This window comes from Variovorax sp. VNK109 (assembly GCF_049445855.1).
Lineage (GTDB): Bacteria > Pseudomonadota > Gammaproteobacteria > Burkholderiales > Burkholderiaceae_C > JAGOCV01.
The window spans coordinates 824126-849394 of the sequence record NZ_JBMSDV010000001.1; the positions used below are offsets into that span (position 1 = coordinate 824126).

Consider the following 25269-nt stretch of genomic DNA (forward strand, 5'->3'; position numbering starts at 1 on the left):
TCAGCCGCCGAGCAACTTGCGTACAGGCGCAGGCAGACCGAGCTGCGGCCATCGCGCAGCCTCGACCCACGCCCCTTCCGCCTGGAGCTTTTCGTTCGCAGGCAGCTGGATCTGCACCGGGTGGATGTGCAGGTCCTTGTGCGTCAGCACGTGCGTGAATACCGGCAGATCCACCGCATTGTCCCGTTGAGGCGCGGGCACGGCTGAAGCCAAAGATTCATGGCTATCAAAGACGGGCAGGCAATACAGACCGGCCCAGATGCCCGTGGACGGTCGCTTGTGCAGCCACACCGCGCCGTCCTTCGTGCCCGCCCACAGCAGCCACAGCGACTGCGCGGTGCGCTTGAGTTTGCGCGTCTTCACCGGATACTTCTCCGGTTGCCCTTCGCGCACGGCCGCACAAATGTCCTGCAGCGGGCAGAGCAGGCAGGCAGGCTTGCGCGGCAGGCAGACCGTTGCGCCGAGGTCCATCAGGCCCTGCGTGTAGGCCGGCATGTCGGCCTCGTCGGCCGGCAGCAAAGCGGTGGCTTCGTTCCAGAGCTTCTTCTCGTTCGCCGATGAAGCCAGATCGCCGCCGAAACCCAGTGCCCGTGCCAGCACGCGCTTCACATTGCCGTCCAGGATGGCGACGCGCTCACCGAAACAGAACGACGCGACAGCCGCCGCCGTCGACCGGCCGATACCAGGCAGGGTCTGCAACTGCTCCGCCGTGCGCGGGAATTCGCCACCGAACCGCTCGACCACCTCCTGCGCGCACCGGTGCAGGTTGCGGGCACGGCTGTAGTAACCCAGACCGCTCCACAAGCCCAGCACGTCGTCCTGTCCGGCTGCAGCCAGCGCACCCACATCGGGGAATCGGGCAAGAAACCGTTCGAAGTAGCCGATGACCGTGCTCACCTGCGTTTGCTGCAGCATGATTTCTGAGAGCCACACGCGGTACGGATCGCGCGTGTTCTGCCACGGCAGGTGACTGCGCCCGTGGCTGCGCTGCCAGCGCACCACCCGCGCGGCGAGGCTGGCGGGCGCTCCGCTCATGCAGCGCTGACTTCGGCGTCGGGTGTGGGTGCAGCTGCGGCAACTGCAGTGGGGGGCGGTGTGAGCAGGTGGCTGGTGAGTTCGCGCAGCTTGGCATCGAGCTCGTCGAGCGAAGCACCGTTGCCCTCGATCTCGCCAATGCGTCCGTCCAGGCCCCCAGCCGCTTGCTGGATGCGCTCGATGGCTTCGAGGCGGCGACCGAAATTGCGGCGACGCTCGCGCAGTTGTGCGTCCAGTTGCGCGGCCGCGCCCTTGCTCCACAGTTCCACCTCGCTCAGCGCGTTGTCGTAGAGCATGCGCAGGCGCGTGAACAGCGCCCGCACCAGCCGGTCGGAGAATTCGGGTTGCGCCAGGCGGATGATGTTGCCCACGCCCAGATACTGCAGGTGGCTCTGCTCGATCTGCACGAGCTCATCGACGAACCGGCTCATTTCCGGTTCCTTGGGCGCCTGCAGCGAGAAGCTGTACTCGGCGTTGAGCTGGCGGAACATCGCGCCGAGCATCGCCTGGATTTCGGAAGTGAGCGACTGCACGCGCGTGAGCTGGTCGGTGAGCTTCCTGAACGCATCGTCATAAGACCGCTTCACGCCGAGCTTGATGCCCGGCTGACGCAGTGCGGCATTGAGTTCGCTGAGCGTCGCTTTCAAGCCGTTGGAGCCGAGGATGTCGAACACCTCGCGCAGCAGTTTCAGGTGCACCGAACGCACCGCCTGGATCTTCGCGCCGCTGACTTCGAACTCCACCTGCTCCTGCTCGATGCGCGCGCGCATGTTGCGGATGACGTTGGTGTTCTTGCCCCGCAGGCCCTGCAATTCGAGCATCTGGTCGGCCAGGTCGCGCCGGCGGATATTGAGCACGCGGCTGGCTTCGGTGCGCAATTCGGCGATGCCACCGTCGATGGCGGCACGCAGGATCGCTTCACGCCGGCCGAGCATGCCCTGGCCCAGCACGTCTTCGAGCCGGGGCAGGCCGCTGTGCTTGAGCAGCTTGTCGTCCTTGGACACCTTGGCCAGCAGGCCCTTCTGGGCGGAGACCGGCACCACGCGTTCCTGCGGCAGGCCGAGGATGCCGGCGGCCGTGGTGCGCTGGCGATCGATCTGGGCCTGGATCTGCTCGGCAGTGCTCAGCGCGTCCCACAGCGTGTCGATCTTGTTGAGAACCACCAGCCGCGCGTCGGACCGGTTGCCTTCGGTGATGAGGTGCTCGCGCCAGATGGCAAGGTCGGACTTGGTGACGCCCGCATCGGCTGCCAGGATGAAGACCACCGCATGCGCCTGCGGGATCAGGCTGACCGTCAGTTCCGGCTCGGCACCGATCGCATTCAGGCCCGGTGTATCCAGGATGACCAGGCCCTGCTTGAGCAGCGGATGGGCAATGTTGATGAGCGCATGCCGCCAGCGCGGAATCTCCACGAGGCCTGCGGCATTGGCAATGGGATTGTCGTCGGGCGTTTCGTCGTTCCAGAAACCCAGCGCGCGGGCTTCGTCCTTCGAGACGTGGCGCACTTCGGCCACCTTCTGCATGGCGGAGGCCAACTGTGCGGCATCGCTCACATCCAGGTCGACACGCGTCCACTTCTCGGGCTTCTCGCGCCATTCCATCAGCGTCTGGGGTTGTTCACGCGTCTCGATGGGCAGCAGGCGCAGGCAAGGCGGCACGTCGGCGTCGTAGCCGAGTTCCGTGGGGCACATCGTCGTGCGACCCGCACTGGCCGGCATGATGCGGCGACCGTAGCCGGCAAAGAAGATGGCGTTGATCAGTTCGGATTTGCCGCGCGAGAACTCCGCGACGAAGGCCACCATGACCTTGTCCGAGCGCACCTGCGTCTCGAGCCGGCGCAGGCGCTCCTCGACGGCCGTGTCCAGCAGTTCATGCTCCCCCATCCAGTCGGCCAGGAGCTTCAGACGCAGGGCAAACTGTCGGCGCCATGCGCCATGCTGGTCGAACTGCTGATTGAAGGACTTGGGCACCGGCACTCCTGGAAGGGAATCCAATTTATAGCATCGACTGCCGCGGCGCCCCCTAGTATTTCTGGCACACCGGACAGAAATACGTGGCGCGTTGCCCTTGGCGCAACAGGCGTATGGGCGTGGCACAAGTGCGGCACGGCATGCCCGCGCGGTCGTACACCATGGCTTCCAGCTGGAAGTAGCCGCTTTCACCCCAGGCATTGGAGAAGTCGCGCAGCGTGCTGCCGCCCTTCTGCACCGCCAACGCCAGCACTTCCCGGATGGCTGCATGCAACCTCAGCGCCCGTGGCCGGCTGATGCGCGATGCCGCCAGCGTGGGCCGGATGCCGGAACGGAACAGCACTTCCGACGCATAAATGTTACCGACGCCCACGACCACATCGCCCGCGAGCAGCACCTGCTTGATGGCTGCGCTGCGGCTTCTCAGCCCCGCGAAAAACTTCTCGAACTCGAACGCATCCCCGAGCGGCTCCATGCCCAGGCCGCCGAGCAGCTTGACGGCCACCGGATCCAGCTCGCCGCCATCGGCATACACCACCGCACCGAAACGCCGCGGGTCGTTCAGCCGGAGCAGGCCGCGGCTGGTGATCAGGTCGAAATGGTCGTGCGTCCCCGGCGGTCCGGCTTGCGCGGTGAAACTCAGGCTGCCCGACATGCCCAGATGCATCAGCAGCATGCCGCGATCCAGGTCCAGCAGCAGATACTTTCCGCGGCGACGCACACCCAGCACCTGCCGGCCCGTCAGGATGGCCGGATCGCAACCCAGCGGCCAGCGCAGCGGCTTGCCCATCTCCGCGCCATGGACATGCGCTCCCTCGATGCGCCCGGCAAAACTCAGGCGGGTGACTTCGACTTCTGGCAGTTCGGGCATGGAAAAAGCTTACCGCGGGGCCGACAAGTCGGCTGGCTCGTCGGGTAATACATCAGGTCATACGTGAGCCGATGGGCTTGGATTATTATGGGTCGATGAAGTCATTGCACCGCCTTGCCATGGCCGTCATGGCCGCCTGCGCCATGTCTGCGCATGCCCAGAACATGCAGGCACAGGCCACGCAGAGTCCGCCTGCTGCGGCCACATCCGGCCCCCCCGTTGCGTCGGCGATGGACGCCGAACTGTTCTACCGCCTTCTGCTGGGCGAAATGTCCGTGCGCGCCGGCGAGCCGGACGCTGCTTTCGGCCTCATCCTCGACTCGGCGCGCAAGACTGGCGACGCCGCGCTGTACGAGCGCGCCGTCAACATCGCACTGCAGGCCCGTGCCGGCGAATCCGCACTCCAGGCCGCGCGCGCCTGGAAGGACGCCGACCCGAAATCGCGTGAAGCGAACCGCTACGTGCTGCAGATCCTTCTGGCACTCAACCGTATCACCGAGACCGTCGACCCGCTGCGCGCAGAGCTTGCGAACACGCCACCTGCCGAACGTTCCATGGCGCTGGCCGTCGTGCCCCGCTACTACACGCGCGCCAGTGATCGCAAGCTTGCCGCCACGGTCGTCGAGCAGGCGCTGGCGGCTGACCTGGCCAATCCAGTCACGGCCACTTCCGCATGGACTGCCGTGGGCCGCATGCGCATGGCTGCCGGTGACACGGCCGGCGCCATCCAGGCGGCCACCCGTGGCCAGGCGGCAGACCCGTTCGCCGAAGGTCCGGCGATGCTGGCCATCGAGATGATGGACCCCAAGACACCGCAGGCCGAACCCATCATCAAGCGCTATCTGGATGGCAAGCCCGTGCCGGAACTCCGCATGGGCTATGCGCGCGCGCTGCTGGATGGCCAGCGTTACGCCGAAGCGACAGCGCAACTGCAGATCGTCACGACAGAAAAGCCGGACTTCGCCGAGGCATGGCTCGTGCTGGGCAGCCTGCAGGCGCAGGACAACCAGCAGGACGCAGCCGAAGCATCGCTCAAGCGCTACATCGTGCTGGCGCAGGACGTGCGCGGCGCCGAAGAAAAAAAGCGTGGACTGGCACAGGCGTATCTCGCGCTTTCGCAGATCGCGGAAAAGCGCAAGGACTATGCGGCCGCTGAAGCCTGGCTGTCCCGCATCGAGAACGCCGAAGACCTGCTGGGTGCGCGCACGCGCCGCGCCTCCATCCTCGCCAAGCAGGGCAAGATCGACGAGGCGCGCGAACTCATCCGCACGCTGCCCGGACGCAATGCCGCCGAAATCCGCCTGCGCCTGCTGGCCGAAGTGCAACTGCTGCGGGACAACAAGCGATACCAGGATGCTTATGACCTGCTGTCGAAAGCCATCGCCACCTCGCCGGAAGACACCGATCTGCTTTACGACCAGGCCACGTTGGCCGAAAAGCTCGGCAGCCTGAGCGAGATGGAGCGCATCCTGCGCCGCGTCATCGCCATCAAGCCCGAGGCACACCACGCCTACAACGCACTCGGCTATTCGCTGGCCGATCGCAACGTGCGGCTGGACGAAGCGCGCGAACTCATCAAGAAAGCGCTCGAATTCGCGCCCAACGATCCATTCATCACCGACAGCCTGGGCTGGGTGGAATTCCGCGCGGGCAATCGCGCCGAAGCACTGCGCATCCTGGACACCGCGTTCAAGGCCCGTCCGGACGCAGAGATTGCCGCGCATCTGGGTGAAGTGCTCTGGACGATGGGCCAGCGCGATCGTGCGCTGTCCATCTGGCGGGAGGGCCTGCTGCTCAACAGCGAGAACGAGACGCTGCAGGAAACCCTGAAGCGCCTGCGCGCCAAGCCGTGAGTCCCGCCGCGCACGGTCCCGGCCCATTCCGCAACCGCCGCGAGGCTCTCGCCCTCGGCGCAGCGGCTGCGCTGGTGCTGTCGGGTTGCGCGACGCCGTCCATCACGTCCGCCCCCATTGCGGCCGACGCGCCCGCCTGGAGTGGCCGCATGTCACTGCAGGTGGAATCCAGCCCGCCCCAGTCGCTGGCTGCGGTGTTCGACTTGAAGGGCGGCATCGAAGCCGGGCAACTTTCACTCGGCACACCGCTGGGCAACATCCTCGCGCAACTCTCCTGGAGTGCCGGCAGCGCGACGCTCCGCACGCCCCGGGAAACGCTTGAGTACCCTTCCGTGGATGCGCTTTTGGCCGAAGTCACGGGCACGCCGATTCCAGTGGCTGCCCTGTTCGACTGGCTGGCCGGCAAACCCGCCACTGTGGACGGGTGGCAGGCCGACCTGACGCAGCACGCCGACGGGCGACTGCATGCCAGGCGCAGCAGCCCGGCGCCGGCGGCTGATCTGCGGCTCGCATTCGAGCGGCAGTAGTTTCTCTTCTAGACTCCACGCCATGCGAGCCCTGTACGACGTGGCGGCCCCCGCCAAGCTGAACCTGTTCCTGCATGTGACGGGCCGGCGCGCCGACGGCTATCACCTGCTTCAATCGGTGTTCATGCTCATCGACTGGTGCGACACACTGCACTTCGAACGCCGCGACGACGGCAGCATCACGAGGGAAGACCTGGGTGCGCCGCTACCGGCGGACGATCTCGTCCTCAAGGCTGCGCGCGCGCTGAAAACCCGCGCCGCCGCGCCCGCATCGCTGGGCGCTCATATCGGCGTCGAGAAGCGGATTCCCTCGGAGGCGGGCATGGGGGGGGGCTCGTCAGACGCGGCAAGCTGCCTGCTCGCGCTGAATCGCCTGTGGGGCCTCGGGCTGTCGCTGGCAGAGCTGTCACGAATCGGATTGTCCCTGGGGGCCGACGTCCCGTTTTTCCTCGGCGGCACCAATGCATGGGTGGAAGGGATCGGCGAGGAAATCCGCCCCATCCAGTTGCCGCCCGCCCGCTTCTGTGTGGCCAAACCGACGCAAGGCGTGGAAACCGCATCAATTTTCCGCAGCCCCCATCTCAAGCGGGATTCCGGGACTGCTATAATCTCAGGCTTTGCTGCAAACCCTTGGGCCTTTGGCCACAACGACCTGCAGCCGGTGGCCGAACAGCTCTGTCCCTCCATCACCCAGGCATTGGCCTGGCTGGAAAAACAGGGATTGCAAGGCCGCATGACCGGCTCCGGAAGTGCGGTGTTTGCGCATCTGCCGCAAGGCGGGCAGCCTAACCCGGAGGGGTCGGCACCTGACGGTTGGCAAGTGCGTGTTTGCAGCAATTTGGAAGTCCATCCTTTGGCTGGTTGGGCTTCCAGCGACGATTGATGGTGGGTGGCGAAAGCCGCCAACCTGTGTAGGGGAGTCGCCAAGCTGGTTAAGGCACCGGATTTTGATTCCGGCATGCGAAGGTTCGAATCCTTCTTCCCCTGCCAAATACGTTGAACGTCTAGGGCACTACTTTTCATCGCCGGAAAGCTCATGCAAGCGCATCACCCCGATTTCATGGTCTTTACCGGCAATGCCAACCCCGGCCTTGCCGCCGAAATCGCCCAGCATCTGGGCATCTCGCTGGGCAACGCGCATGTTGGCCGTTTTTCGGACGGTGAAGTCACCGTCGAGATCAACCAGAACGTCCGTGCCCGTGACGTGTTCGTGGTGCAGTCCACCTGCGCACCGACGAACGAGAACCTGATGGAACTGCTGATCATGGTGGACGCGCTCAAGCGAGCGTCCGCCGAACGGATCAGCGCCGTCATCCCGTATTACGGCTATGCGCGCCAGGACCGCCGTCCGCGCTCGAGCCGGGTGCCGATTTCAGCCAAGGTGGTGGCCAACCTGTTGCAGACGGTGGGTGTCTCGCGCGTGCTGACGATGGACCTGCACGCCGACCAGATCCAGGGTTTCTTCGACATTCCGGTGGACAACATCTATGCGTCCCCGGTCCTTCTCGGCGATCTGCGCCAGAAGAACTACGAAGACCTGATCGTGGTGTCGCCCGACGTGGGTGGTGTGGTGCGTGCGCGTGCGCTGGCCAAGCAGCTCAACTGCGACCTGGCCATCATCGACAAGCGCCGCCCCAAGGCGAACGTGAGCGAAGTGATGCACGTCATCGGCGACATCGACGGCCGCAACTGCGTGATCATGGACGACATGATCGATACCGCCGGCACGCTGGTGAAGGCGGCAGAAGTATTGAAGGAACGCGGCGCGAAGAAGGTGTATGCGTATTGCACGCACCCCATCTTCTCCGGCCCCGCGATCGAGCGCATCGCCCAGGGCACGGCGCTGGACGAGGTGGTGGTGACCAATACCATCCCCCTGTCCGACGCTGCCAAGGGGTGCGCAAAGATCCGCCAGCTCACCGTGGCGCCGCTGATCGCCGAGACGATCCAGCGCATCGCCAAGGGTGAGTCGGTCATGAGTTTGTTCTCTGACCAGGAAAACCTCTTCTGAGGTTTCCGGTCCGGGACAAGTAGCCGGGCTCCCGAGGGGGCCTTTTTTAACCGGAGCCGCACTGGTCGCGGTGGGCTCTTACTGGAGAAAACCATGAAATTCGTCGCTTTTGAGCGCGCAAAGCAGGGAACGGGTGCGAGCCGCCGTCTGCGCAACACGGGCAAGACCCCCGGCATCGTCTATGGCGGTGAAGGCCAGCCCCAACTGATCGAACTCGATCACAACGCCCTGTGGCACGCCCTGAAGAAGGAAGCGTTCCACTCCTCCATCCTCGAGATGGACCTGGGTGGCAAATCGGCCAAGGTGCTGCTGCGCGACGTGCAGTTCCACCCCTTCAAGCAACTCGTGCTGCACATCGACTTCCAGCGCGTGGACGCCAAGACCAAGCTGACCATGAAGGTGCCGCTCCACTACTCCGGCGAAGAAGAATCGCAAGCCGTGAAGTTCGAACAGTGCCTGGTGAACCACATCGTCACCGAACTCCAGGTGTCGTGCCTGCCGGCCGACCTGCCCGAGTTCATCGCGGTGGACCTCTCCGGCCTGAAGAAGGGCACCTCGCTGCACCTGAGCGACATCACCCTGCCCAAGGGCGTGACCGCCGTCGTGCGTGGCAATGCCACCAACCCGGTGCTCGTTTCCGTGGTGACCCCGGCTGAAGAAGCGCCGGAACCGGCCGCTGCTGCTGCCGCTCCGGCCGCCGCACCGGCACCGGCCGCGAAGAAGTAATCCTTCTTCCGGCCCGGCCTCGGTTCGAGGTACCCAACGGCCCACTTCGGTGGGCCGTTCTGTTTTCAGACGCCGTCCACCCGGCGCGATAATCCCGCCCCATGATCAAACTTTTTGTCGGCCTCGGCAACCCTGGCGCCGAATACGAAGCCACCCGGCACAACGCGGGCTTCTGGTGGATCGATGCACTTGCACGCGACCTGAAGGTGCACCTGTCGGCCGAGCGCAGCTATCACGGCCTCGTCGCCCGGACCACGCTGAACGGGCAGACCGTCTGGCTGCTCGAGCCGCAGACCTTCATGAACGTTTCGGGGAAATCGGTCGCCGCGCTCGCGCGCTTCTTCAAGATCGCGCCGGAAGAAATCCTCGTGGTGCACGACGAACTGGATGTCGTGCCCGGACAGGCCAAGCTCAAGTTCGGTGGCAGCCATGCCGGCCACAATGGCTTGCGCGACATCCACGCGCAACTCGGTACCGGTGACTACTGGCGGCTGCGTCTGGGCATCGGTCATCCTGGCGTGAAATCCGAAGTGATCCACTGGGTGCTGAAGAAGCCGAGCCCCGAGCAGCGTACGGCGCTGGAAGACTGCATCACGCGCACCCTCAAGGCGGTTCCGGACCTCGTGGCAGGCGAAATGGAAAAAGCGACGCTGATCGTGCACACGAGCAAGCCGCCCCGGCCGAAGCCGCCGCGCCAGACGCCGCCCGCAACAGACGGCAATTCCTGAGATTACGCTGACGCAGCCTGCAGGCGCTGGTACTTCTGCCAGAGTGTTTCGCGGCTCTCGACGTGCTGGGGATGGATGGGAATGCAGGCGACAGGGCAGACCTGCACGCACTGGGGCTCGTCGAAGTGACCGACGCACTCGGTGCACCTGGCAGGATCGATCTCATAAATTTCCTGCCCGAGATAGATGGCCTGGTTCGGGCACTCGGGCTCGCACACATCGCAGTTGATGCATTCGTCTGTGATCATCAGCGCCATGGCACGATTATCGCTCGTGCAGTCCTGCATGGTTGGCTGTATGCTGGCATCCCCACGTCGCCGTCATGCCGGGCGGTCTTGTCGCCCGGGCCACGGAATCTTTCGTTTTCATGAGTCTGTTTCTTTTCAAGCGTTTCGTCACGCTCCTGGTCACGCTGGTGGGTGCTTCCATCGTGGTTTTCCTGGTGCTCGAAATCCTGCCGGGCAATGCGGCGCAGATCCTCATGGGGCCGGACGCCTCGCCCGAGGCCGTGCAAGCCCTCGCTGAAAAACTCGGGCTCACCCTTCCCGCCGCAGAACGCTACTGGCTCTGGATCACCGGGCTTGTGCAAGGCGACATGGGCCTGAGCTACGCCTACAGCACCCCGGTGAGTGAACTCGTGATGGAACGTCTTGCCGTGACGGTGCCGCTGGCCGTGATGGCCATGACGCTCACGACGGCCATCGCGCTCGTTGCCGGCATCTACGCCGCCGCCCGCCACAACAAGCTGGGCGACGTGGGCGTGATGAGTGTGACCCAACTGGGCATCGCGGTGCCCAACTTCTGGTTCGCCATCCTGCTGATCCTGTTCTTCTCCGTGTACCTGCAGTGGTTCTCGGCAGGTGGATTTCCCGGATGGGAAGAGGGCGCGTGGGAGGCGCTGAAGGCGTTGATCCTGCCAGCCCTGTCGCTTGCCGTGGTGCAGGCTGCGATCCTGGCCCGCATCACACGCTCTGCCGTGCTGGAGTTGCTGCGCGAGGACTTCGTGCGTACCGCGCGCGCCAAAGGCGTATCACGCACGGCGGCGCTGTGGCGGCACGTGTTGCGCAACGCGATGATTCCGGTCATCACCGTCATGGGCCTGCAGTTTGCGGAATTGCTCGCGGGCACCATCGTGGTGGAGAACGTGTTCTACCTGCCGGGCCTCGGCCGGCTGATCTTCCAGTCGATCTCCAACCGCGACCTGATCGTCGTGCGCAACTGCGTGATGCTCCTGGCGGCCATGGTCGTCATCGTGAACTTCATCGTCGACGTGCTCTACGCCGTCATCGATCCGCGCGTGAAAGCGAGCGACGTATGAACACGCCGAGCCACCAGCCCGCCGATCTTGCCCTGGGCAACGCGAGCAGGCCTTTGTCCGCGCCGCCGGGCTTCATGCATCGCGCATGGCGGCATCCGAGCTTCGTCATCGGCGCTGTACTCACACTCCTGCTCATCGGTGCCGCCGCCCTGTCGCTGGTCTGGACACCGCACAACCCGTACGAAGTGAACATGGAGGCCAAGCTGCTCAAGCCGGGCTTCGACCACTGGCTGGGCACCGATCCGTTCGGGCGCGACGTGCTGTCGCTGTTGCTGGTGGGAGCGCGCTCGTCCATCCTGGTGGGCATCATCGCGGTGGGCATCGGCCTGGCCATCGGCGTGGCGCTGGGTCTGCTGGCTTCGGCGCGCCGCGGTTGGGTGGAAGAACTGGTGATGCGCCTGTCGGACTTCACCTTCGCCTTCCCCGCCATCCTCTCGGCCATCATGATGACTGCCGTGTTCGGTGCCGGCATCGTCAACGCCATCATCGCCATCGGCATCTACAACATCCCCACCTTCGCACGCATCACGCGCGCATCGGCCAACGCGGTGTGGTCGCGCGAATTCGTGCTGGCAGCGCGCGCCTGCGGAAAAGGTCAGTGGCGCATCACCGTCGAGCACGTGTTGCCCAACATCCTCTCGGTGCTGATCGTGCAGGCCACCATCCGCTTTGCCATCGCCATCCTGGCGGAAGCAGCGCTGTCTTACCTGGGCCTGGGCACACAACCACCACAGCCTTCCTGGGGCCGCATGCTTGCCGAGGCGCAATCGCTGATGTTCCAGGCACCCATGCTGGCGGTGTTTCCCGGCGTGGCCATCGTGCTGGCGGTGCTGGGCCTCAACCTCCTGGGCGACGGCCTGCGCGACCTGCTGGACCCGCGCCTTGCGCGCAAACGATGAAAGAGGATCCGCGACGCATGCCCTTGCTGGAAGTCACCGATCTCCATGTCCGCCTGAACACGCCGCGCGGCCCGGCCGAAGCCGTGCGAGGCATCGGCTTCACGCTGGAACGCGGCGAGACGCTGGGCATCATCGGCGAGTCCGGCTGCGGCAAGTCGATCACCGTGATGTCGCTGATGGGCCTTTTGCCCGAGACCGCACGCTTGAGCGGCAGCATCCGCTTCGACGGGCAGGAACTCACGCAGTTGAGCGACGCACAGATGTGCCGCATCCGCGGCAACCGCATCGGCATGATCTTCCAGGAGCCGATGACCGCGCTCAACCCTGTGCACACCATCGGTCGCCAGGTGGCAGAACCGCTGCGGCTGCATCGCGGCCTGTCGGCCTCCGCAGCACGCGAGGAAGCGATTGCGCTGCTGGATCGTGTCGGCATTCCGCTCGCGTCGCAGCGCTTCGATGCGTACCCGCACCAGTTCTCCGGCGGACAACGCCAGCGCATCACCATCGCGATGGCACTGGCCTGCGGTCCCGATCTGCTGATCGCCGATGAGCCGACCACGGCGCTGGACGTGACCATCCAGCGCCAGATCCTCGACCTCATCAGCGAACTCGTGGCCGAGCGCGGCATGGCGCTCATGCTTATCTCCCACGACCTCGGCGTGATCGCCCAGAACGTGCAACGCATGCTGGTGATGTACGGCGGCTCTGTCGTGGAGAGCGGGCCGACCGGCGAAGTGTTCTCCAGCATGCGGCATCCCTACACGCGCGGGCTGTTCGCGGCGCGGCCGCGCATCGGCGCGCCGCGTGGTGCACGCCTGGCCACCATCGCAGGCACGGTGCCCGAACTCGTCGACCTGCCGCCCGGCTGCCCCTTTGCGGGCCGCTGCGACTTCACTGTGCCGGATTGCCGCACCCGGCGGCCCGACGCGGTGCCGCTGGGCCATGGCCACACGGCGCGCTGCATCCGGCTCGATGATGTCGCGGCCGCAAGTCACGGAGCGGCAGCATGACGGCACCGGCGATGAACGACGCATCCGCACCGTTGCTGCGCGTCACCGATCTCGTGCGCGAGTACACGCTGCCACGCGAAAGCCTGTTCCGCCCGCCGGCTGCCGTGAAGGCACTGCAGGGCGTGAGCTTCACCATCCACAAAGGCCGCAGTCTCGGCATCGTCGGTGAATCAGGCTCCGGCAAGTCCACGCTCGCGCGTCTGGTGATGGCGCTGGATGCGCCGACCTCCGGCAGCGTCGAACTCGAAGGCCGCAACCTGCACACGCTTTCCACGCGTGACTTGCAGCGCGCACGCCGCGACTTCCAGATGGTCTTCCAGGACCCCTACGGCTCGCTGGACCCCCGCCAGACCGTTGCGCGCATCGTGTCGGAGCCGCTGGCCGCGCTGTCGCAGGCCACGCGCGCCTCGCAACGTGAACAGGCCGCACAGGCACTCGAGTCCGTGGGCCTGCGCAGTTCGGATCTGGACAAGTACCCGCACGAATTTTCCGGTGGCCAGCGCCAGCGCATCGCGATCGCACGCGCGCTCATCACGCGGCCGAAACTCATCGTGGCTGACGAGCCCGTCAGCGCGCTCGACGTTTCCGTGCAAGCGCAGGTGCTCAACCTCATGCAGGACCTGCAGCAGGAGTTCGGCATCACCTACATGCTCATCAGCCATGACCTCGCCGTCGTCAACCACCTGTGCGACGACGTGGCCGTGATGCATCAGGGCCGCATCGTCGAGCAGGGACCGCCGGAGAAGCTGTTCCACGCCGCCGAGCACCCTTACACGCAGACGCTGCTGGCGGCCGTTCCTCGGGCGGAACCCCGGCCGCATCTGCCTGCTGCTGACGCCGGGCTTCAACACTTGCCGTCATGAACAAATGCTTGCCTCTCTTCCCGCGCTCAAGGATGATGTATCTCCTTCGCGGGCCACACCGATCCTTGGCCTTTATCCTGGAGAAAACACCATGTTGAACCGCCGTACCGTCCTCACTTCCGCAGCCCTGGCTACCGTGCCGCTGGCACTGCCCACGGGTGCGCTCGCCCAGAGCCGCAAGGACACCGTGTCCCTGGCCATGGCACTGGAGCCGCCGGGACTGGACCCGACCGCAGGCGCTGCTTCGGCCATCGCCGAAATCGTGCAGTACAACATCTTCGAGACGCTGACCAAGATCAACTCCGACGGCTCGGTCACCCCGCTGCTGGCCGAAAGCTGGGAAGTCTCGCCCGACCTCAAGACTTACACATTCAAGATCCGCAAGGGCGTGAAGTTCCAGAACGGCGAGCCGCTCACCGCGCAGACCGTGAAGTTCTCCTTCGACCGCGCCGCCGGCGAGAAGAGCACCAACAAGGACAAGCGCACTTTCGCCGCCATGGGCGTGCAGGTGGTGGACGACTACACCGTCGTGATCCTGAACAAGGAAATCGACCCCGACTTCCCGTTCCTGCTGGGCCAGGCCACGGCCATCATCGTCGAACCCAAGAGCGTGGACACCAACGCCACCAAGCCGGTGGGCACCGGTCCGTTCAAGCTCGACGCCTGGAACAAGGGCTCGTCGGTGGCGCTGTCCAAGTGGGACGGCTACCGCAACGCGTCCGCCATCAAGCTCAAGCGCGCCACGTTCCGCTTCATTTCCGACCCGGCCGCGCAAGTGGCCGCCCTGCTGGCCGGTGACGTGGACGTGTTCGCGCGCGTCACGCCGCGAAGCGTGCCGCAGTTCAGCAACAACCCGAAGTTCCAGGTGGCAGTGAGCGGTTCGCGTGCCAAGACCATCCTGGCCATCAACAACAAGAAGAAGCCGCTGGACGACGTGCGCGTGCGCCGCGCCATCGCAGCCGCCATCGACCGCAAGGCCGTGATCCAGGGTGCGGGTGACGGCTATGGCGCTCCTATCGGCAGCCACTATGTGCCGGGTGCGTTCGGCTATGTCGACACGACAGGCGTGAACCCCTACAACCCCGAGAAAGCCAAGACGCTGCTCAAGGAAGCCGGCATCACCACACCACTGGAACTCACGCTCACGCTGCCCCCGCCGCCATATGCGCGCCAGGGCGGTGAAGTCATCGCTGCACAACTGGCCAAGGTCGGCATCGTCGCGAAGATCCAGAACGTCGAATGGGCGCAATGGCTGTCGGGCACGTACACCAACAAGAATTACGACCTGACGATCATTTCGCATGTCGAGCCGTTCGACCTCGGCAACTTCGCCAAGCCCGACTACTACTGGGGCTACCAGTCGGCCAAGTTCAACACGCTGTACGACAAGATCAAGAACACGGGCAATGCGGGCGAGCGCGCCAAGCTGCTCGGCGATGCGCAGCGCCTGATCGCCGAAGACAGCGTGGCCGCGTTCCTGTACCAGCCGCAGTGGGTGACGGTCGCCAACAAGAACATCCGTGGCCTTTGGAAGGACATGCCGGTGTTCGTGAACGATCTGTCGGCGCTGTCGTGGGCCTGATTGCCCCGCTTCATGAACTGGGCGCCTCGGCGCTCCACGACGCCTACAGCCAGCGCCAGCTTTCGCCCGTCGAGGTGACGAAGGCGGTACTCGCGCACATCGAGCGCTGGGAGCCGCATCTGCAGGCAACCTGGCTGCTGCGGCCCGAAGCGGCGCTGGCGCAGGCGCGTGAGTCCGAAGCGCGCTGGCTCGCCGGCAAGCCGCTGGGCCCGCTCGATGGCGTGCCGGGCACCATCAAGGAAAACATTGCCACGCGTGGCGACCCGTTGCCGGCAGGTACTGCGGCTGTCGAGCTCGTGCCCGCCGTCGCGGATGCGCCGCCGGCCGCGCGCCTGCGCGAAGCCGGCATGGTGACCGTGAGCAAGACCACCATGCCCGACTACGGCATGCTGTCCTCCGGGCTCTCGAGCTTTCACACACTGGCCCGCAACCCGTGGGATCTGGGCAAGACCCCGGGTGGCTCCAGCGCGGGGGCAGGCGCTGCGGCGGCCGCAGGCTACGGCCCGCTGCACATCGGGACCGACATCGGCGGTTCGGTTCGCCTGCCGGCCGGCTGGTGCGGCATCTTCACCCTCAAGCCGAGCCTCGGCCGCATTCCCATCGACCCGCCGTACATGGGCCGCGCCGCCGGCCCGATGACGCGCACCGTCGAAGACTCCGCGCTCCTGATGAAAGTGCTCTCCCTGCCCGACGCGCGCGACACGATGAGCCTGCCCTGGCAGGACATCGCGTGGCACACGTTCGACCAGGGCGCCGAAAAGCTCAAGGGCCTGCGCATCGGTCTTCTGCTCGATGCCGGCTGCGGGCTGCCCGTCGAATCGGAAGTACTCACGGCCGTCGAGCATGCGGCGCGCCTGATCGAAGGCGCAGGCGCGCGTGTCGAACTCATGAAACCGTTCATGACGCAAGGCATGCTCGATGGCATGGACCACTTCTGGCGCATGCGCTCGCGCATGGACCTGAATGCCCTTGCGCCGGAACGCAAGGCCCGCGTGCTGCCCTACATCCGCGAATGGGCCGACAGCGCGGACAGCATGAGCGCAGAAGACGTGTTCCGTGCGTTCAACCAGTTCCACGCGACGCGCCTGGCCGCCGTCGCCGCCTGCCGGCCATACGACTACGTGATCTCGCCCACGTCGCCCATGCCGGCGTTCGACGCGCACCTGCCCTCGCCGACCAACGATCCGCTGCATCCGCTGGAGCACATCGGCTTCACCGTGCCGTACAACATGTCGGAGCAGCCTGCGGCGTCGATCAACTGCGGCTACACCCATGGCGGCAAGGAACCTCCGCTGCCCATCGGCCTGCAGATCGCAGGGCAACGCTTCGACGACCTCGGCGTACTGCAGGTGGCGCGTGCGTTCGAGATCATCCGCGACACGCAGCGCCCCTGGCCGGAGCCGCCGGCGGCCTGACGCCACAGGCATCACGCCATGCCGACGCTCACTGACTGCCTGGGCAATCCTGTCACGCTGCAGGATGCATCCAGCCTGCGGGCGCTCGACGATTTCGTCGAGGGCTTCATCGCCAGCGAAGCGCGTGCGGTGAACCTGCTCGAGATCGCCGAGGAGGACCGCAGCGCCATCGTGCAAGGCTATGCGGCAGCGTTGCACATGTTCGCGGAAACCGCAGATGCACCGCGCCATGCGCGGCCCTATCTCGACCGCGCGCTTGCTGCAGAAGATGCGACGCCGCGCGAGTTGCGGTTCGTGCAGGCGGTAGCGGCCTGGGTGCACGGCGACACTGCGCGCGCAGCTTCGTTGCATGAAGCGCATGTCCGCGACTATCCGCGCGATCTCGCGTCCCTCAAACTCGGTCACTACCACCTGTTCAACCGGGGTGATTCGCCGGGCATGTTGCGCATGGCGCTCGCCGCACTGCCCCACGCGGGCGACGTGCCCTACCTGCACGGCATGGCTGCGTTCGCCTGGGAGCAATGCCACTTCCTGCCGCAGGCAGAGGCGGCCGCGCGCAAGGCGATCGACATGCGCCGCAAGGAACCATGGGCGCATCACGCGCTCGCGCACGTGATGCTGACGCAAGGGCGTGTGCATGAGGGCATCGACTTCCTGCGCGACGTTGCGCCGACGTGGGACGGCCTCAACTCGTTCATGGTCACGCACAACTGGTGGCATCTCGCCCTGTTCGAGCTGGAACTGGATCACCACGACGAGGTGCTGCGCATCCATGACGAGGAAGTCTGGGGCGTCGCGAAGGACTATTCGCAAGACCAGATCAACGCAGTGTCATTGCTGGCGAGGCTGGAACTCGCGGGTGTGGATGTCGGCGATCGATGGGCCGATGCAGGCAAGTACCTCGCGCGTCGTACAGGCGACCACGTGTTGCCGTTCCTGGACATGCAGTACCTCTACGGACTGGCCCGCGCAGGCCGCCCCGAAGCAGACGCGCTGATGGCCAGCATCGAATCGCACGCATCGAACGCAGATCCTGCGCTCGATGCACAGGGAACATGGCAGCGCGTGTGCGTACCCGCCAGTCGCGGGTTGCTCGCCCATGCACGCGGCGAACATGCACGCGCCGTCCAATACCTGGGCGAGGCGTTACCGCGCCTGGTGGAAACCGGCGGAAGCCACGCACAGCGCGATCTGTTTTCGCAGATCCATCTGGATGCATTGATGAAAAGTGGGCACGCCACGGCAGCGCAGAACATCCTGCAGCCTCAACTCGCCCACCTGCCCGAATCGAAGCGGTTGCGGCGGCAAGCCGCAACGGTCTATGCGACCTTGGGATTGGGCAGCGTCACCGAGTACCTGGCCTGATCGTAGACCGGCTGCGCGGGCAGATCGACCAGATGCCGCGTGTCGGCCCAATCGATGATCTCGACCTTGCCGTCGCCCACGCGCACACGGTTCACACCCGCGTTCGGGATATCGCTCTGGCGCGGACCGTGCAGGCCGAGTGAGCGCGCCGTGCGATACACCATGTCAAGCACTCCGCCGTGCGTGACCACCAGCACGGTCTGGTCGCCGTGCGCGAGCGCGAGGCGCTGCATCGCGTTCATCACGCGCTCATGGAACTGTCGCGTGCTCTCGCCGCCAGGCATGGCGTAGTCCGGCAGGAACTGCGTCCACTGCGCCCATGCATCCGGATGTTCCGCCTTGATGTCATCGACCCGCATGCCTTCGACAGCCCCGAAATGCTGTTCGCGCAATGTGTTGTCGAAGACCGGGTCGAGCGACAGCACCTTCTGCGCCGGCTCGGCCGTCTGCCGCGTGCGTGTCAGGTCACTGGCGTAGAAATGATGGATCTGCTCGCCTTCGAGCCGCAGCCCCAGCCGGCGCGCCTGCTCGAGGCCGGTGGCATTGAGCGGTACGTCCACATGGCCCTGGAAGCGGAGCTCGCGGTTCCAGTCGGTCTCGCCATGGCGGATGAGGATGAACTCGGTCATTGGTTCGATTTTACGGGCGGGCAACTCACACGTGGGAGAAAATCCCGGCATGGCACAGCTCATTCTCATCCCCGGCCTCGCGGGCGACGCCCGCATGTGGCGCGCGCAGCTCGAAAGCCTCGCTGACTTCAGGCCTGTGGTGACAGACGCGGGCAGCACGCACGCCAGCATCGAAGCCATGGCCGCCGGCTTGCTCGCGCAGCACGCGGGCGATCTGGTGCTTTGCGGCGCGTCGATGGGCGGCATGATCGCCATGGAGGTCGCACGGCAGGCCCCCTCGCGTGTGTTGGGGCTGGCACTGCTGGGCACGAATGCACGACCGGAAACGGACGACATGCGCAAACTGCGCGAAGACGCCATTGCACTCTTCGAGCAAGGGCGCGTGGAAGAAGTGATCCGTCCCAACGTCGCGTTCGCCTTCCATCCACAGCAGGCCGCGGACATGACGCTGGTGACGGCCTACCTCGACTTCGTCCTGGACGCAGGGGCGAAGGCGTTGATCGACCAGAATCACGCGGTGATCGCGCGTCCCGACGCGCGACTGCATCTGGCCTCCGTGCGCTGCCCCACACTCGTGATGTGCGGTGACAGCGACATGCTCACGCCGCCTGAATGCGCAGAAGAAATCGCAGCGCTCGTACCGGGTGCTCGACTGGTGATGGTGCCGCAGTGCGGGCACATGCTGACGATGGAGCAGCCCGAGATCGTGAATGCCACGCTGCGCGCGTGGCTGGCTGCGCTGCCGGCCTGAACGTCCTGGCTGGCCCGGCCCGGTTCAGGCCGCAGGAATGTCGCGGCCCAGGCTGCGCACCTTCTCGTGCAACCGTTCCTGCACGGTCGGTGACACGAACTTGTCCACTTCGCCACCGAGCATCGCGATCTCGCGCACGAAGGTGCTGGAGATGAACTGGTATTTGTCGCTGGGCGTGAGGAAAACGGTTTCGACTTCCGGCATCAGGCTGCGGTTCATGCCTGCCAGCTGGAATTCGTAGTCGAAGTCGGTGACGGCGCGCAGGCCACGCACCATGGCCTTGCCGCCGCGCGCGACAACGAAGTCACGCAACAGGCCGGAGAAACTTTCCACTTCCACCTGCGGGTACTGCCTGGCCACCTCGCGCGCCATTTCGATGCGCTCCTGCAGCGTGAAGAGCGCCCGTTTGTGATGCCCCGCAGCCACCGCCACGATGACGCGGTCGAACAGTTGTGTGGCCCGGCGGACCACGTCCTCGTGGCCCAGGGTCATGGGGTCGAACGTCCCGGGGTAGACGGCAAGCACGCTGGACATGGACACTTCTCCTCAACGCTGTCTGGCGGATTTGTTGCAGCGCATTATGCCGTCGCCAGCAGATGGGCGTGAACCGCGCCGGCCTTGAGGTGCCGGTGCACCCGCAGGCCCGACGCAGCCGCTGCCTCGTCGCCCCATGCGCCCGGCGCCTCGAGATAGAGATAGCCGTCGGCCGACAGCACGCGGGCAGCCGCGCGAACGGCAGGCTCGAACAGGTCTGCATCGAACGGCGGGTCGAGGAAGACGAGATCCGCCGAAGCGGCCGCGAGCCGGCCGAGCCCCGCAATGCCGTCGCCGCGCTCGACGGTCACGTTGTCCGCACCCAACCGGACCCGCGTGGTCTCGATGGCAACGACCAGCGATGCATCCATCTCGAACATGCGCACGCGCGCAGCGCCGCGTGACGCCGCTTCGAAGCCGAGCGCGCCGGTGCCCGCGAACACGTCCACGCATTGCCAGCCGGTCAGGTCCTGCCCCAGCCAGTTGAACAGCGTCTCGCGAACGCGGTCGGGCGTGGGACGAAGTCCGGGCCTGTCGGCCACTTGGAGCCTCGTGCGTTTCCACTGGCCACCGATGATGCGTACCTCATGCGGGGCATTCTTCGTCCGCGCGGAAGGGCCGGGTGCGGCGGCACGCGCCGTCGCCGAGGCGCTGGCGGCCTTGCGGTTCAAGGCTTGCCACCCACAACGACCGTCACCATCGTGTCGGGCGAGAGCTTGCGTGCAAACGCCGCCTTGATATCGGCCACGGTGACGGCTTCGATGCGCTGCGTCCAGGTATCCAGATAGTTCAGCGGCAGGTTGTTCCACGCGATACCCGACACGTTGCCCAGCAGCTTGCGATTGGTGTCCAGCTGAAGGGCGAAGCCGCCAATCAGGTTGTCTTTCGCGGCCTTGAGTTCGGCTTCTGTCGGGCCGTCGGCGACGAACTGGCGCAGCACATCGCGCGAAACCTGGACAGCTTGTGCCGCCTGATCGGGACGCGTCTGCAGCCCGATGGAAAACGCCCCTTCGTGCAGCCCCGGCGAGAAGTAGCTGTACACGCTGTAGCTCAGACCGCGCTTCTCGCGCACTTCGCCATACAGGCGCGAAACGAAGCCGCCGCCACCCAGGATGTAGTTCCCCACGGTCAGCGCGAAATGATCCGGATCGGAGCGGCGGTAGCCCGGCTGTCCGATGAGCACATGTGCCTGCGCAGAATCGAACGGAATGCGGATGTCCCGTGGCGCATCCAGTTTCGGCACCTCGGCCACCACCGGCTCGTTGCCCGAACAGCCACCGGCGGGCAAGCGTGCCAGCAACGTGCTCACCATCTGGCGCGCCTGCTCGCGCGTCACGGCACCGACGATGCTGACCTTGGCCCGGCAGGCGCGCACGCGCTGCGTGTAGTAGGCCTGCATGTCCTCCACGCCAATCTGCTTGAGCGTGGCTTCCGTCGCATCACGGCCGTAGGGATGCCCGCCATACACGGCCGGGTTGTAGGCGCGCGAAGCGATCGTGGCAGGCCGTGTTTCCGCCTCTTTCAATGCCGCGATGCTGCGGTCGCGCTCACGCTGCCAGACATCGGCAGGAAAAGCGGGCTCGGCGATCTGCCGCGCAGCCAGTGCCGTGGCGCGCGCCAGCAGATCGGGCGCCGTGAGCGAGCGCAGGGAGAAGCTCATGCGGTCCTGCCCGGCGCTCCCGCCGAACGACGCACCGAGATCGGTCCACGCTTCGCTCAACGCGTTTTCGTCCAGCGCGGGCTGGTTGCCGTGAGCACGCACGCCGCGAGACGTCATGCCCGCCGTCACACTGGCAAGGCCGGTCTTGTCCTGCGGATCGCGACGTCCGCCCGCGTCGAAATCGACCTGCACATCGACCATGGGAATGGCCGGGCTTTCGACCAGATAGACCTGTGCACCATCGGGCTGCACCCAGCGCTGGATGGCGATGACGGCATGCGCACCCGAAGCGAAAACCGAAACGGCGATGGCCGCGATGGCGGCCCTGATCTGACGGTCACGCACAAATGTCACCGCGTTTCTCCCGTGTGGCGCGTTGCCGCCGGTGCAGCGCGCGGCGCGCGCGTCTTGTCGACGGGCTGCGGCCGCAGCACGGCAACGGTGAGTTGGTCATCACTGAAGTACCGGGACGCCACCGATTGCACCTGCTGCGCGGTGATCGCACGCAGCCGGGCGATGAGGGTGCCGCTTCCGTCCAGCGGCAGGCCCTGCACCCAGTAGGCACCGAGCTCGCGCGCCTGGCCCATCACCGAATCGAGCTTGTAGGTCTCACCGGCAACCCATTGCGTCTTCACGCGATTGAGTTCGGCCTCGCTCACGCCTTCGCGCTGAATGCGCGCGAGCTGCTCGCGCAGCGCGGCTTCCACCTGTTCCGGCGTCTTGCCCGGTGCGGGCACGCCATCGAGCGTGAATATCTGCGGACCGCGGCCCCACAGGCCATTGCCTGCGCCGGCGGAATCTGCCACGCGGTCCGGGCCTTGCGCGAGCGCACGATCCAGGCGCGCACCGGGGTAACCGTCCAGCACCGAAGCAAGCACGGTGAGCGCGAGCGCGTCATCACTGCCCTCGTCCAGCTTCTCCAGGCCCGGCACGCGCCACGCCATGATCAGGTAAGACTGCTCTGCCTGCGCCTTGAATTCGATGCGGCGCACGCCGCGCTGCGGCGGCTCGATGCGCGGTTTGCGCGGCGGTACCGCGCGTGCGGGGATGACCCCGTAATATTTCTCGGCCAGACGGCGGACTTCGGCGGTATCGACATCGCCTGCCACGATCACGGCTGCATTCGCCGGCACATACCACTTGCGGAAAAAGTCGCGCGCATCCGCCGGTGTCATCGCATCGAGGTCGCTCATCCAGCCGACGATGGGCCGGCGGTACGGCGATGCATTGAAGATCGACGCATTGAGTTGTTCGTAAAGCAGTGCGCGCGGTGAGTCTTCGGTGCGAAGTCGTCGCTCCTCCTTGACCACCTCGATCTCCTTGCGGAACTCTTCGTCAGGCCACTGGTTGTTCGCAAAGCGATCGGCTTCCAGTTTCATCACTTCCTCGAGCTTCGAGGACGGGATCTGCTGGTGATAACCGGTCATGTCACGGCTGGTGAACGCATTCTCGCGGCCCCCGAGCGACGCGACGCGCCGGGAGAAGTCTCCCGGCGGCAAGGTCGGCGTGCCTTTGAACATCATGTGTTCCAGCACGTGGGCCACACCCGAAGTTCCATCCACCTCGTCGATGGATCCCACGCGCACGAGCAGCATCTGCACGGCCGTCGGCGCACGACGATCGGGTTTGACGATGATCGTCATGCCGTTGGAAAGCGTGAACCGGGAAAACGGAGCCGACGCGGTTGCCACAGTTGTCGTTGGAGTCGCCGGAGCCGCCGGTTGCGCCATGGCCGGTGTGGTCAGGCAAAGTCCGACGGACCCGGCGATGACGGCAGCCACCCTCGGCAAGGTGCGGGAAAGGAGGTGTTTCATAGAATGGCTTGATTCTAAGAACCCCCCAATGTTCAGTTTCTTCAAGAAAAAGACCCCCGCGCCTTCCCCCGCTCCCGAATCCGCGGCGGCTACTCCGGTTGCAGCCATGTCAGCGACGTTACCGGCTGTTGCGACAGCCGGGGTTCCGACGCCCGCTGCGGAGCCGCGCAAGGGCTGGCTCGACAAACTCAAGACCGGCCTGCGCAAGACAGGCAGCGGCATCACATCGGTTTTTACCGGAACGCGCATCGATGATGCCTTGTACGAGCAGCTTGAAGACGCGCTGCTGATGGCAGATGCCGGTACCAAGGCCACGCAATACCTGCTCGACGATCTCAAGCGCCGCGTCAAGGAAGCGAAAAGCACCGAGCCTGCAGCCGTCAAAAGCCTGCTGGCCGACGCGATCACCGAGCTGCTTGCACCCCTCGAAAAACCCCTTGTCATAGGAGAACACACGCCGACGGTGATCATGGTGGCCGGCGTGAACGGAGCCGGCAAGACCACGTCCATCGGCAAGCTCACCCGGCATCTGTCCGCCGGCGGAGCCTCTGTCTTGCTGGCTGCAGCCGATACCTTCCGCGCAGCCGCCCGCGAACAGTTGGGCGTCTGGGCTGACCGCAATACGGTGGAGATCGTGAGCCAGGAAGGTGGTGACCCTGCCGCCGTGAGCTTCGACGCCGTGAACGCCGGCCGGGCACGGGGCAAGGACGTGGTGCTTGTGGATACTGCGGGCCGCTTGCCCACGCAACTGCACCTGATGGAGGAGTTGCGCAAGATCCGGCGCGTCGTCACCAAGGCGGACGCGTCGGCGCCCCATGAGGTGCTGCTCGTCATCGACGGTAACACCGGCCAGAACGCGCTCGCGCAGGTTCGTGCCTTCGATGAAGCGCTCGAGCTGACCGGCCTGATCGTCACCAAGCTGGACGGCACCGCGCGCGGCGGCGTGCTGGCCGCCATCGCCCTGTGGGCGCGCGAGCGTCAGGCTGCCAACCCCGCCCTGCGGCCGGTGCCCGTCTATTTCATCGGCGTCGGCGAAAAACTGGAAGATCTCGAGACTTTCAGCGCCCGGGAGTTCGCACAAGCCCTGCTGGCCTGAGCCTCCTGCTTCTGGCATCATGGTCCGATCCGGCGTGCGACCGGAATGCTCGACGAAGCAGAAGGAGACAGGCATGAACACAGCCACCCACGAGGCGGCAGGCGGCTCGCGCAAGCTCGACCGCCTGCTGGCGCATTACGGCGAAAGCCACTGCCATCCCACCAACGAACTGATCCACTTCATTGCCATCCCGGCGATCATGCTCAGCCTGATCGGGCTGATCTTCTGGATCCACCCTTGGGCAGCCTACGCCTTCCTGGCGATCAGCATGGTCTATTACGTCCATCTGGGCTCGGGCGTCGTCATGGCGTCCATGCTGGTCTGGGCCGCGGCTTCGCTGGCGCTGGTCCACGCCATGGGGGCCATGGTTTTGCCGCTTTCGGCAGGGATTTTCGTGGTGGCCTGGATTTTCCAGTTCATCGGCCACAAGGTGGAGGGCAAGAAGCCTTCCTTCTTCGAGGACTTGCAATACCTGCTGGTCGGCCCGATCTTCGTACTGACCCGGTTGCTCGAAAAGCTGTCCATACGCTGGTAAGGAAAAGCTATCGCGCCCATTGAAAGATAGGGAACTCCGGCGTTAGCACTCTCTCCAAGGGAGTGCTAATATTCTTT

Annotated in this window: 25 protein-coding genes and 1 tRNA gene; 17 read left to right on the forward strand and 9 right to left on the reverse strand. The window is 65.4% G+C overall.

Translation table 11 applies throughout. The features are described from left to right. From mutY to mutM, 3 genes are read right to left on the reverse strand one after another with little or no spacing between them, the layout of a single operon-like run. Positions 1 to 1035, reverse strand: coding sequence for an A/G-specific adenine glycosylase (gene mutY, locus ACO2Q9_RS04045; protein WP_423308552.1), 1035 nt, complete (start codon positions 1033 to 1035; stop codon positions 1 to 3). Next, a complete protein-coding gene (locus tag ACO2Q9_RS04050; protein ID WP_423308554.1) occupies positions 1032 to 3005 on the reverse strand; it encodes a dynamin family protein in 1974 nt (657 codons plus the stop codon). The genes mutY and ACO2Q9_RS04050 overlap by 4 nt, the downstream gene beginning before the upstream one ends. Before the next feature lie 52 nt (positions 3006 to 3057). Next, a complete protein-coding gene (gene mutM, locus ACO2Q9_RS04055; protein ID WP_423308556.1) occupies positions 3058 to 3876 on the reverse strand; it encodes a bifunctional DNA-formamidopyrimidine glycosylase/DNA-(apurinic or apyrimidinic site) lyase in 819 nt (272 codons plus the stop codon). A 95-nt stretch (positions 3877 to 3971) separates the two neighbouring features. Between mutM and ACO2Q9_RS04060 the strand changes: the two genes are divergently transcribed. The 7 genes from ACO2Q9_RS04060 (at position 3972) to pth (ending at position 9721) form a co-directional block, all read left to right on the forward strand. Beyond that, positions 3972 to 5729 carry a tetratricopeptide repeat protein gene (locus ACO2Q9_RS04060; protein WP_423308558.1) on the forward strand — a complete coding sequence of 586 codons (1758 nt, stop codon included), beginning with the start codon at positions 3972 to 3974 and terminating at the stop codon, positions 5727 to 5729. Continuing rightward, entirely contained in the window at positions 5726 to 6256 is a 531-nt protein-coding gene (locus ACO2Q9_RS04065) for a lipoprotein insertase outer membrane protein LolB (protein ID WP_423308560.1), read from the forward strand. Before ACO2Q9_RS04060 ends, ACO2Q9_RS04065 begins: the two co-directional genes overlap by 4 nt. 22 nt (positions 6257 to 6278) lie before the next feature. Continuing rightward, positions 6279 to 7139: a 4-(cytidine 5'-diphospho)-2-C-methyl-D-erythritol kinase gene (ispE, locus tag ACO2Q9_RS04070; RefSeq protein WP_423308562.1), complete on the forward strand. Its 861-nt coding sequence runs from the start codon at positions 6279 to 6281 to the stop codon at positions 7137 to 7139. Between the two features lie 30 nt (positions 7140 to 7169). Beyond that, positions 7170 to 7246 (forward strand) — tRNA-Gln (locus ACO2Q9_RS04075). 46 nt (positions 7247 to 7292) lie between these two features. Beyond that, positions 7293 to 8267: a ribose-phosphate pyrophosphokinase gene (locus ACO2Q9_RS04080; RefSeq protein ID WP_423308564.1), complete on the forward strand. Its 975-nt coding sequence runs from the start codon at positions 7293 to 7295 to the stop codon at positions 8265 to 8267. Between the two features lie 93 nt (positions 8268 to 8360). After that, a complete protein-coding gene (locus ACO2Q9_RS04085; protein ID WP_423308566.1) occupies positions 8361 to 8993 on the forward strand; it encodes a 50S ribosomal protein L25/general stress protein Ctc in 633 nt (210 codons plus the stop codon). 101 nt (positions 8994 to 9094) lie between these two features. Next, positions 9095 to 9721, forward strand: coding sequence for an aminoacyl-tRNA hydrolase (pth, locus tag ACO2Q9_RS04090; RefSeq protein WP_423308568.1), 627 nt, complete (start codon positions 9095 to 9097; stop codon positions 9719 to 9721). Between the two features lie 2 nt (positions 9722 to 9723). On the opposite strand, the gene ACO2Q9_RS04095 is transcribed toward pth, so the two are convergent. Beyond that, positions 9724 to 9978: a YfhL family 4Fe-4S dicluster ferredoxin gene (locus tag ACO2Q9_RS04095; protein ID WP_423308570.1), complete on the reverse strand. Its 255-nt coding sequence runs from the start codon at positions 9976 to 9978 to the stop codon at positions 9724 to 9726. A 110-nt stretch (positions 9979 to 10088) separates the two neighbouring features. On the opposite strand from ACO2Q9_RS04095, the gene ACO2Q9_RS04100 reads away from it, so the two are divergent. The 7 genes from ACO2Q9_RS04100 to ACO2Q9_RS04130 all read left to right on the forward strand — a co-directional run bounded on the left by ACO2Q9_RS04100 (position 10089) and on the right by ACO2Q9_RS04130 (position 18173). Then, positions 10089 to 11039, forward strand: a complete 951-nt coding sequence (locus tag ACO2Q9_RS04100) for an ABC transporter permease (protein ID WP_423308572.1) — start codon at positions 10089 to 10091, stop codon at positions 11037 to 11039. 74 nt (positions 11040 to 11113) lie between these two features. Next, entirely contained in the window at positions 11114 to 11938 is an 825-nt protein-coding gene (locus ACO2Q9_RS04105; RefSeq protein WP_423309920.1) for an ABC transporter permease, read from the forward strand. A gap of 17 nt (positions 11939 to 11955) precedes the next feature. Next, the gene (locus ACO2Q9_RS04110; RefSeq protein WP_423308574.1) at positions 11956 to 12948 is read left to right on the forward strand and encodes an ABC transporter ATP-binding protein; all 993 of its coding nucleotides are present in this window, start codon (positions 11956 to 11958) and stop codon (positions 12946 to 12948) included. Then, entirely contained in the window at positions 12945 to 13811 is an 867-nt protein-coding gene (locus ACO2Q9_RS04115; RefSeq protein ID WP_423308576.1) for an ATP-binding cassette domain-containing protein, read from the forward strand. Before ACO2Q9_RS04110 ends, ACO2Q9_RS04115 begins: the two co-directional genes overlap by 4 nt. A 91-nt stretch (positions 13812 to 13902) precedes the next feature. Continuing rightward, on the forward strand, positions 13903 to 15393 hold the full coding sequence (locus ACO2Q9_RS04120) for an ABC transporter substrate-binding protein (RefSeq protein ID WP_423308578.1): 1491 nt from the start codon (positions 13903 to 13905) through the stop codon (positions 15391 to 15393). Continuing rightward, positions 15393 to 16808: an amidase gene (locus tag ACO2Q9_RS04125; protein ID WP_423309922.1), complete on the forward strand. Its 1416-nt coding sequence runs from the start codon at positions 15393 to 15395 to the stop codon at positions 16806 to 16808. The genes ACO2Q9_RS04120 and ACO2Q9_RS04125 overlap by 1 nt, the downstream gene beginning before the upstream one ends. 18 nt (positions 16809 to 16826) lie before the next feature. Further along, on the forward strand, positions 16827 to 18173 hold the full coding sequence (locus tag ACO2Q9_RS04130; RefSeq protein ID WP_423308580.1) for a tetratricopeptide repeat protein: 1347 nt from the start codon (positions 16827 to 16829) through the stop codon (positions 18171 to 18173). On the opposite strand, the gene ACO2Q9_RS04135 is transcribed toward ACO2Q9_RS04130, so the two are convergent. Next, entirely contained in the window at positions 18128 to 18802 is a 675-nt protein-coding gene (locus tag ACO2Q9_RS04135) for a histidine phosphatase family protein (protein ID WP_423308582.1), read from the reverse strand. The genes ACO2Q9_RS04130 and ACO2Q9_RS04135 overlap by 46 nt on opposite strands. 49 nt (positions 18803 to 18851) lie before the next feature. On the opposite strand from ACO2Q9_RS04135, the gene ACO2Q9_RS04140 reads away from it, so the two are divergent. After that, positions 18852 to 19553: an alpha/beta fold hydrolase gene (locus ACO2Q9_RS04140; protein WP_423308584.1), complete on the forward strand. Its 702-nt coding sequence runs from the start codon at positions 18852 to 18854 to the stop codon at positions 19551 to 19553. Positions 19554 to 19577: 24 nt separating this feature from the next. On the opposite strand, the gene coaD is transcribed toward ACO2Q9_RS04140, so the two are convergent. From coaD to ACO2Q9_RS04160, 4 genes are read right to left on the reverse strand one after another with little or no spacing between them, the layout of a single operon-like run. After that, positions 19578 to 20087, reverse strand: a complete 510-nt coding sequence (gene coaD / locus ACO2Q9_RS04145) for a pantetheine-phosphate adenylyltransferase (protein ID WP_423308586.1) — start codon at positions 20085 to 20087, stop codon at positions 19578 to 19580. Positions 20088 to 20131: 44 nt separating this feature from the next. Continuing rightward, complete coding sequence (gene rsmD / locus ACO2Q9_RS04150; RefSeq protein WP_423308588.1) at positions 20132 to 20758, reverse strand: 16S rRNA (guanine(966)-N(2))-methyltransferase RsmD; 627 nt, start codon at positions 20756 to 20758, stop codon at positions 20132 to 20134. Then, complete coding sequence (locus ACO2Q9_RS04155; protein WP_423308590.1) at positions 20755 to 22101, reverse strand: M16 family metallopeptidase; 1347 nt, start codon at positions 22099 to 22101, stop codon at positions 20755 to 20757. The genes rsmD and ACO2Q9_RS04155 overlap by 4 nt, the downstream gene beginning before the upstream one ends. Next, complete coding sequence (locus ACO2Q9_RS04160; protein WP_423308593.1) at positions 22098 to 23561, reverse strand: M16 family metallopeptidase; 1464 nt, start codon at positions 23559 to 23561, stop codon at positions 22098 to 22100. Before ACO2Q9_RS04160 ends, ACO2Q9_RS04155 begins: the two co-directional genes overlap by 4 nt. Before the next feature lie 28 nt (positions 23562 to 23589). On the opposite strand from ACO2Q9_RS04160, the gene ftsY reads away from it, so the two are divergent. Beyond that, positions 23590 to 24657: a signal recognition particle-docking protein FtsY gene (ftsY, locus tag ACO2Q9_RS04165; protein ID WP_423308595.1), complete on the forward strand. Its 1068-nt coding sequence runs from the start codon at positions 23590 to 23592 to the stop codon at positions 24655 to 24657. Positions 24658 to 24730: 73 nt separating this feature from the next. Next, a complete protein-coding gene (locus ACO2Q9_RS04170; protein WP_423308597.1) occupies positions 24731 to 25192 on the forward strand; it encodes a DUF962 domain-containing protein in 462 nt (153 codons plus the stop codon). Positions 25193 to 25269: the final 77 nt, after the last annotated feature.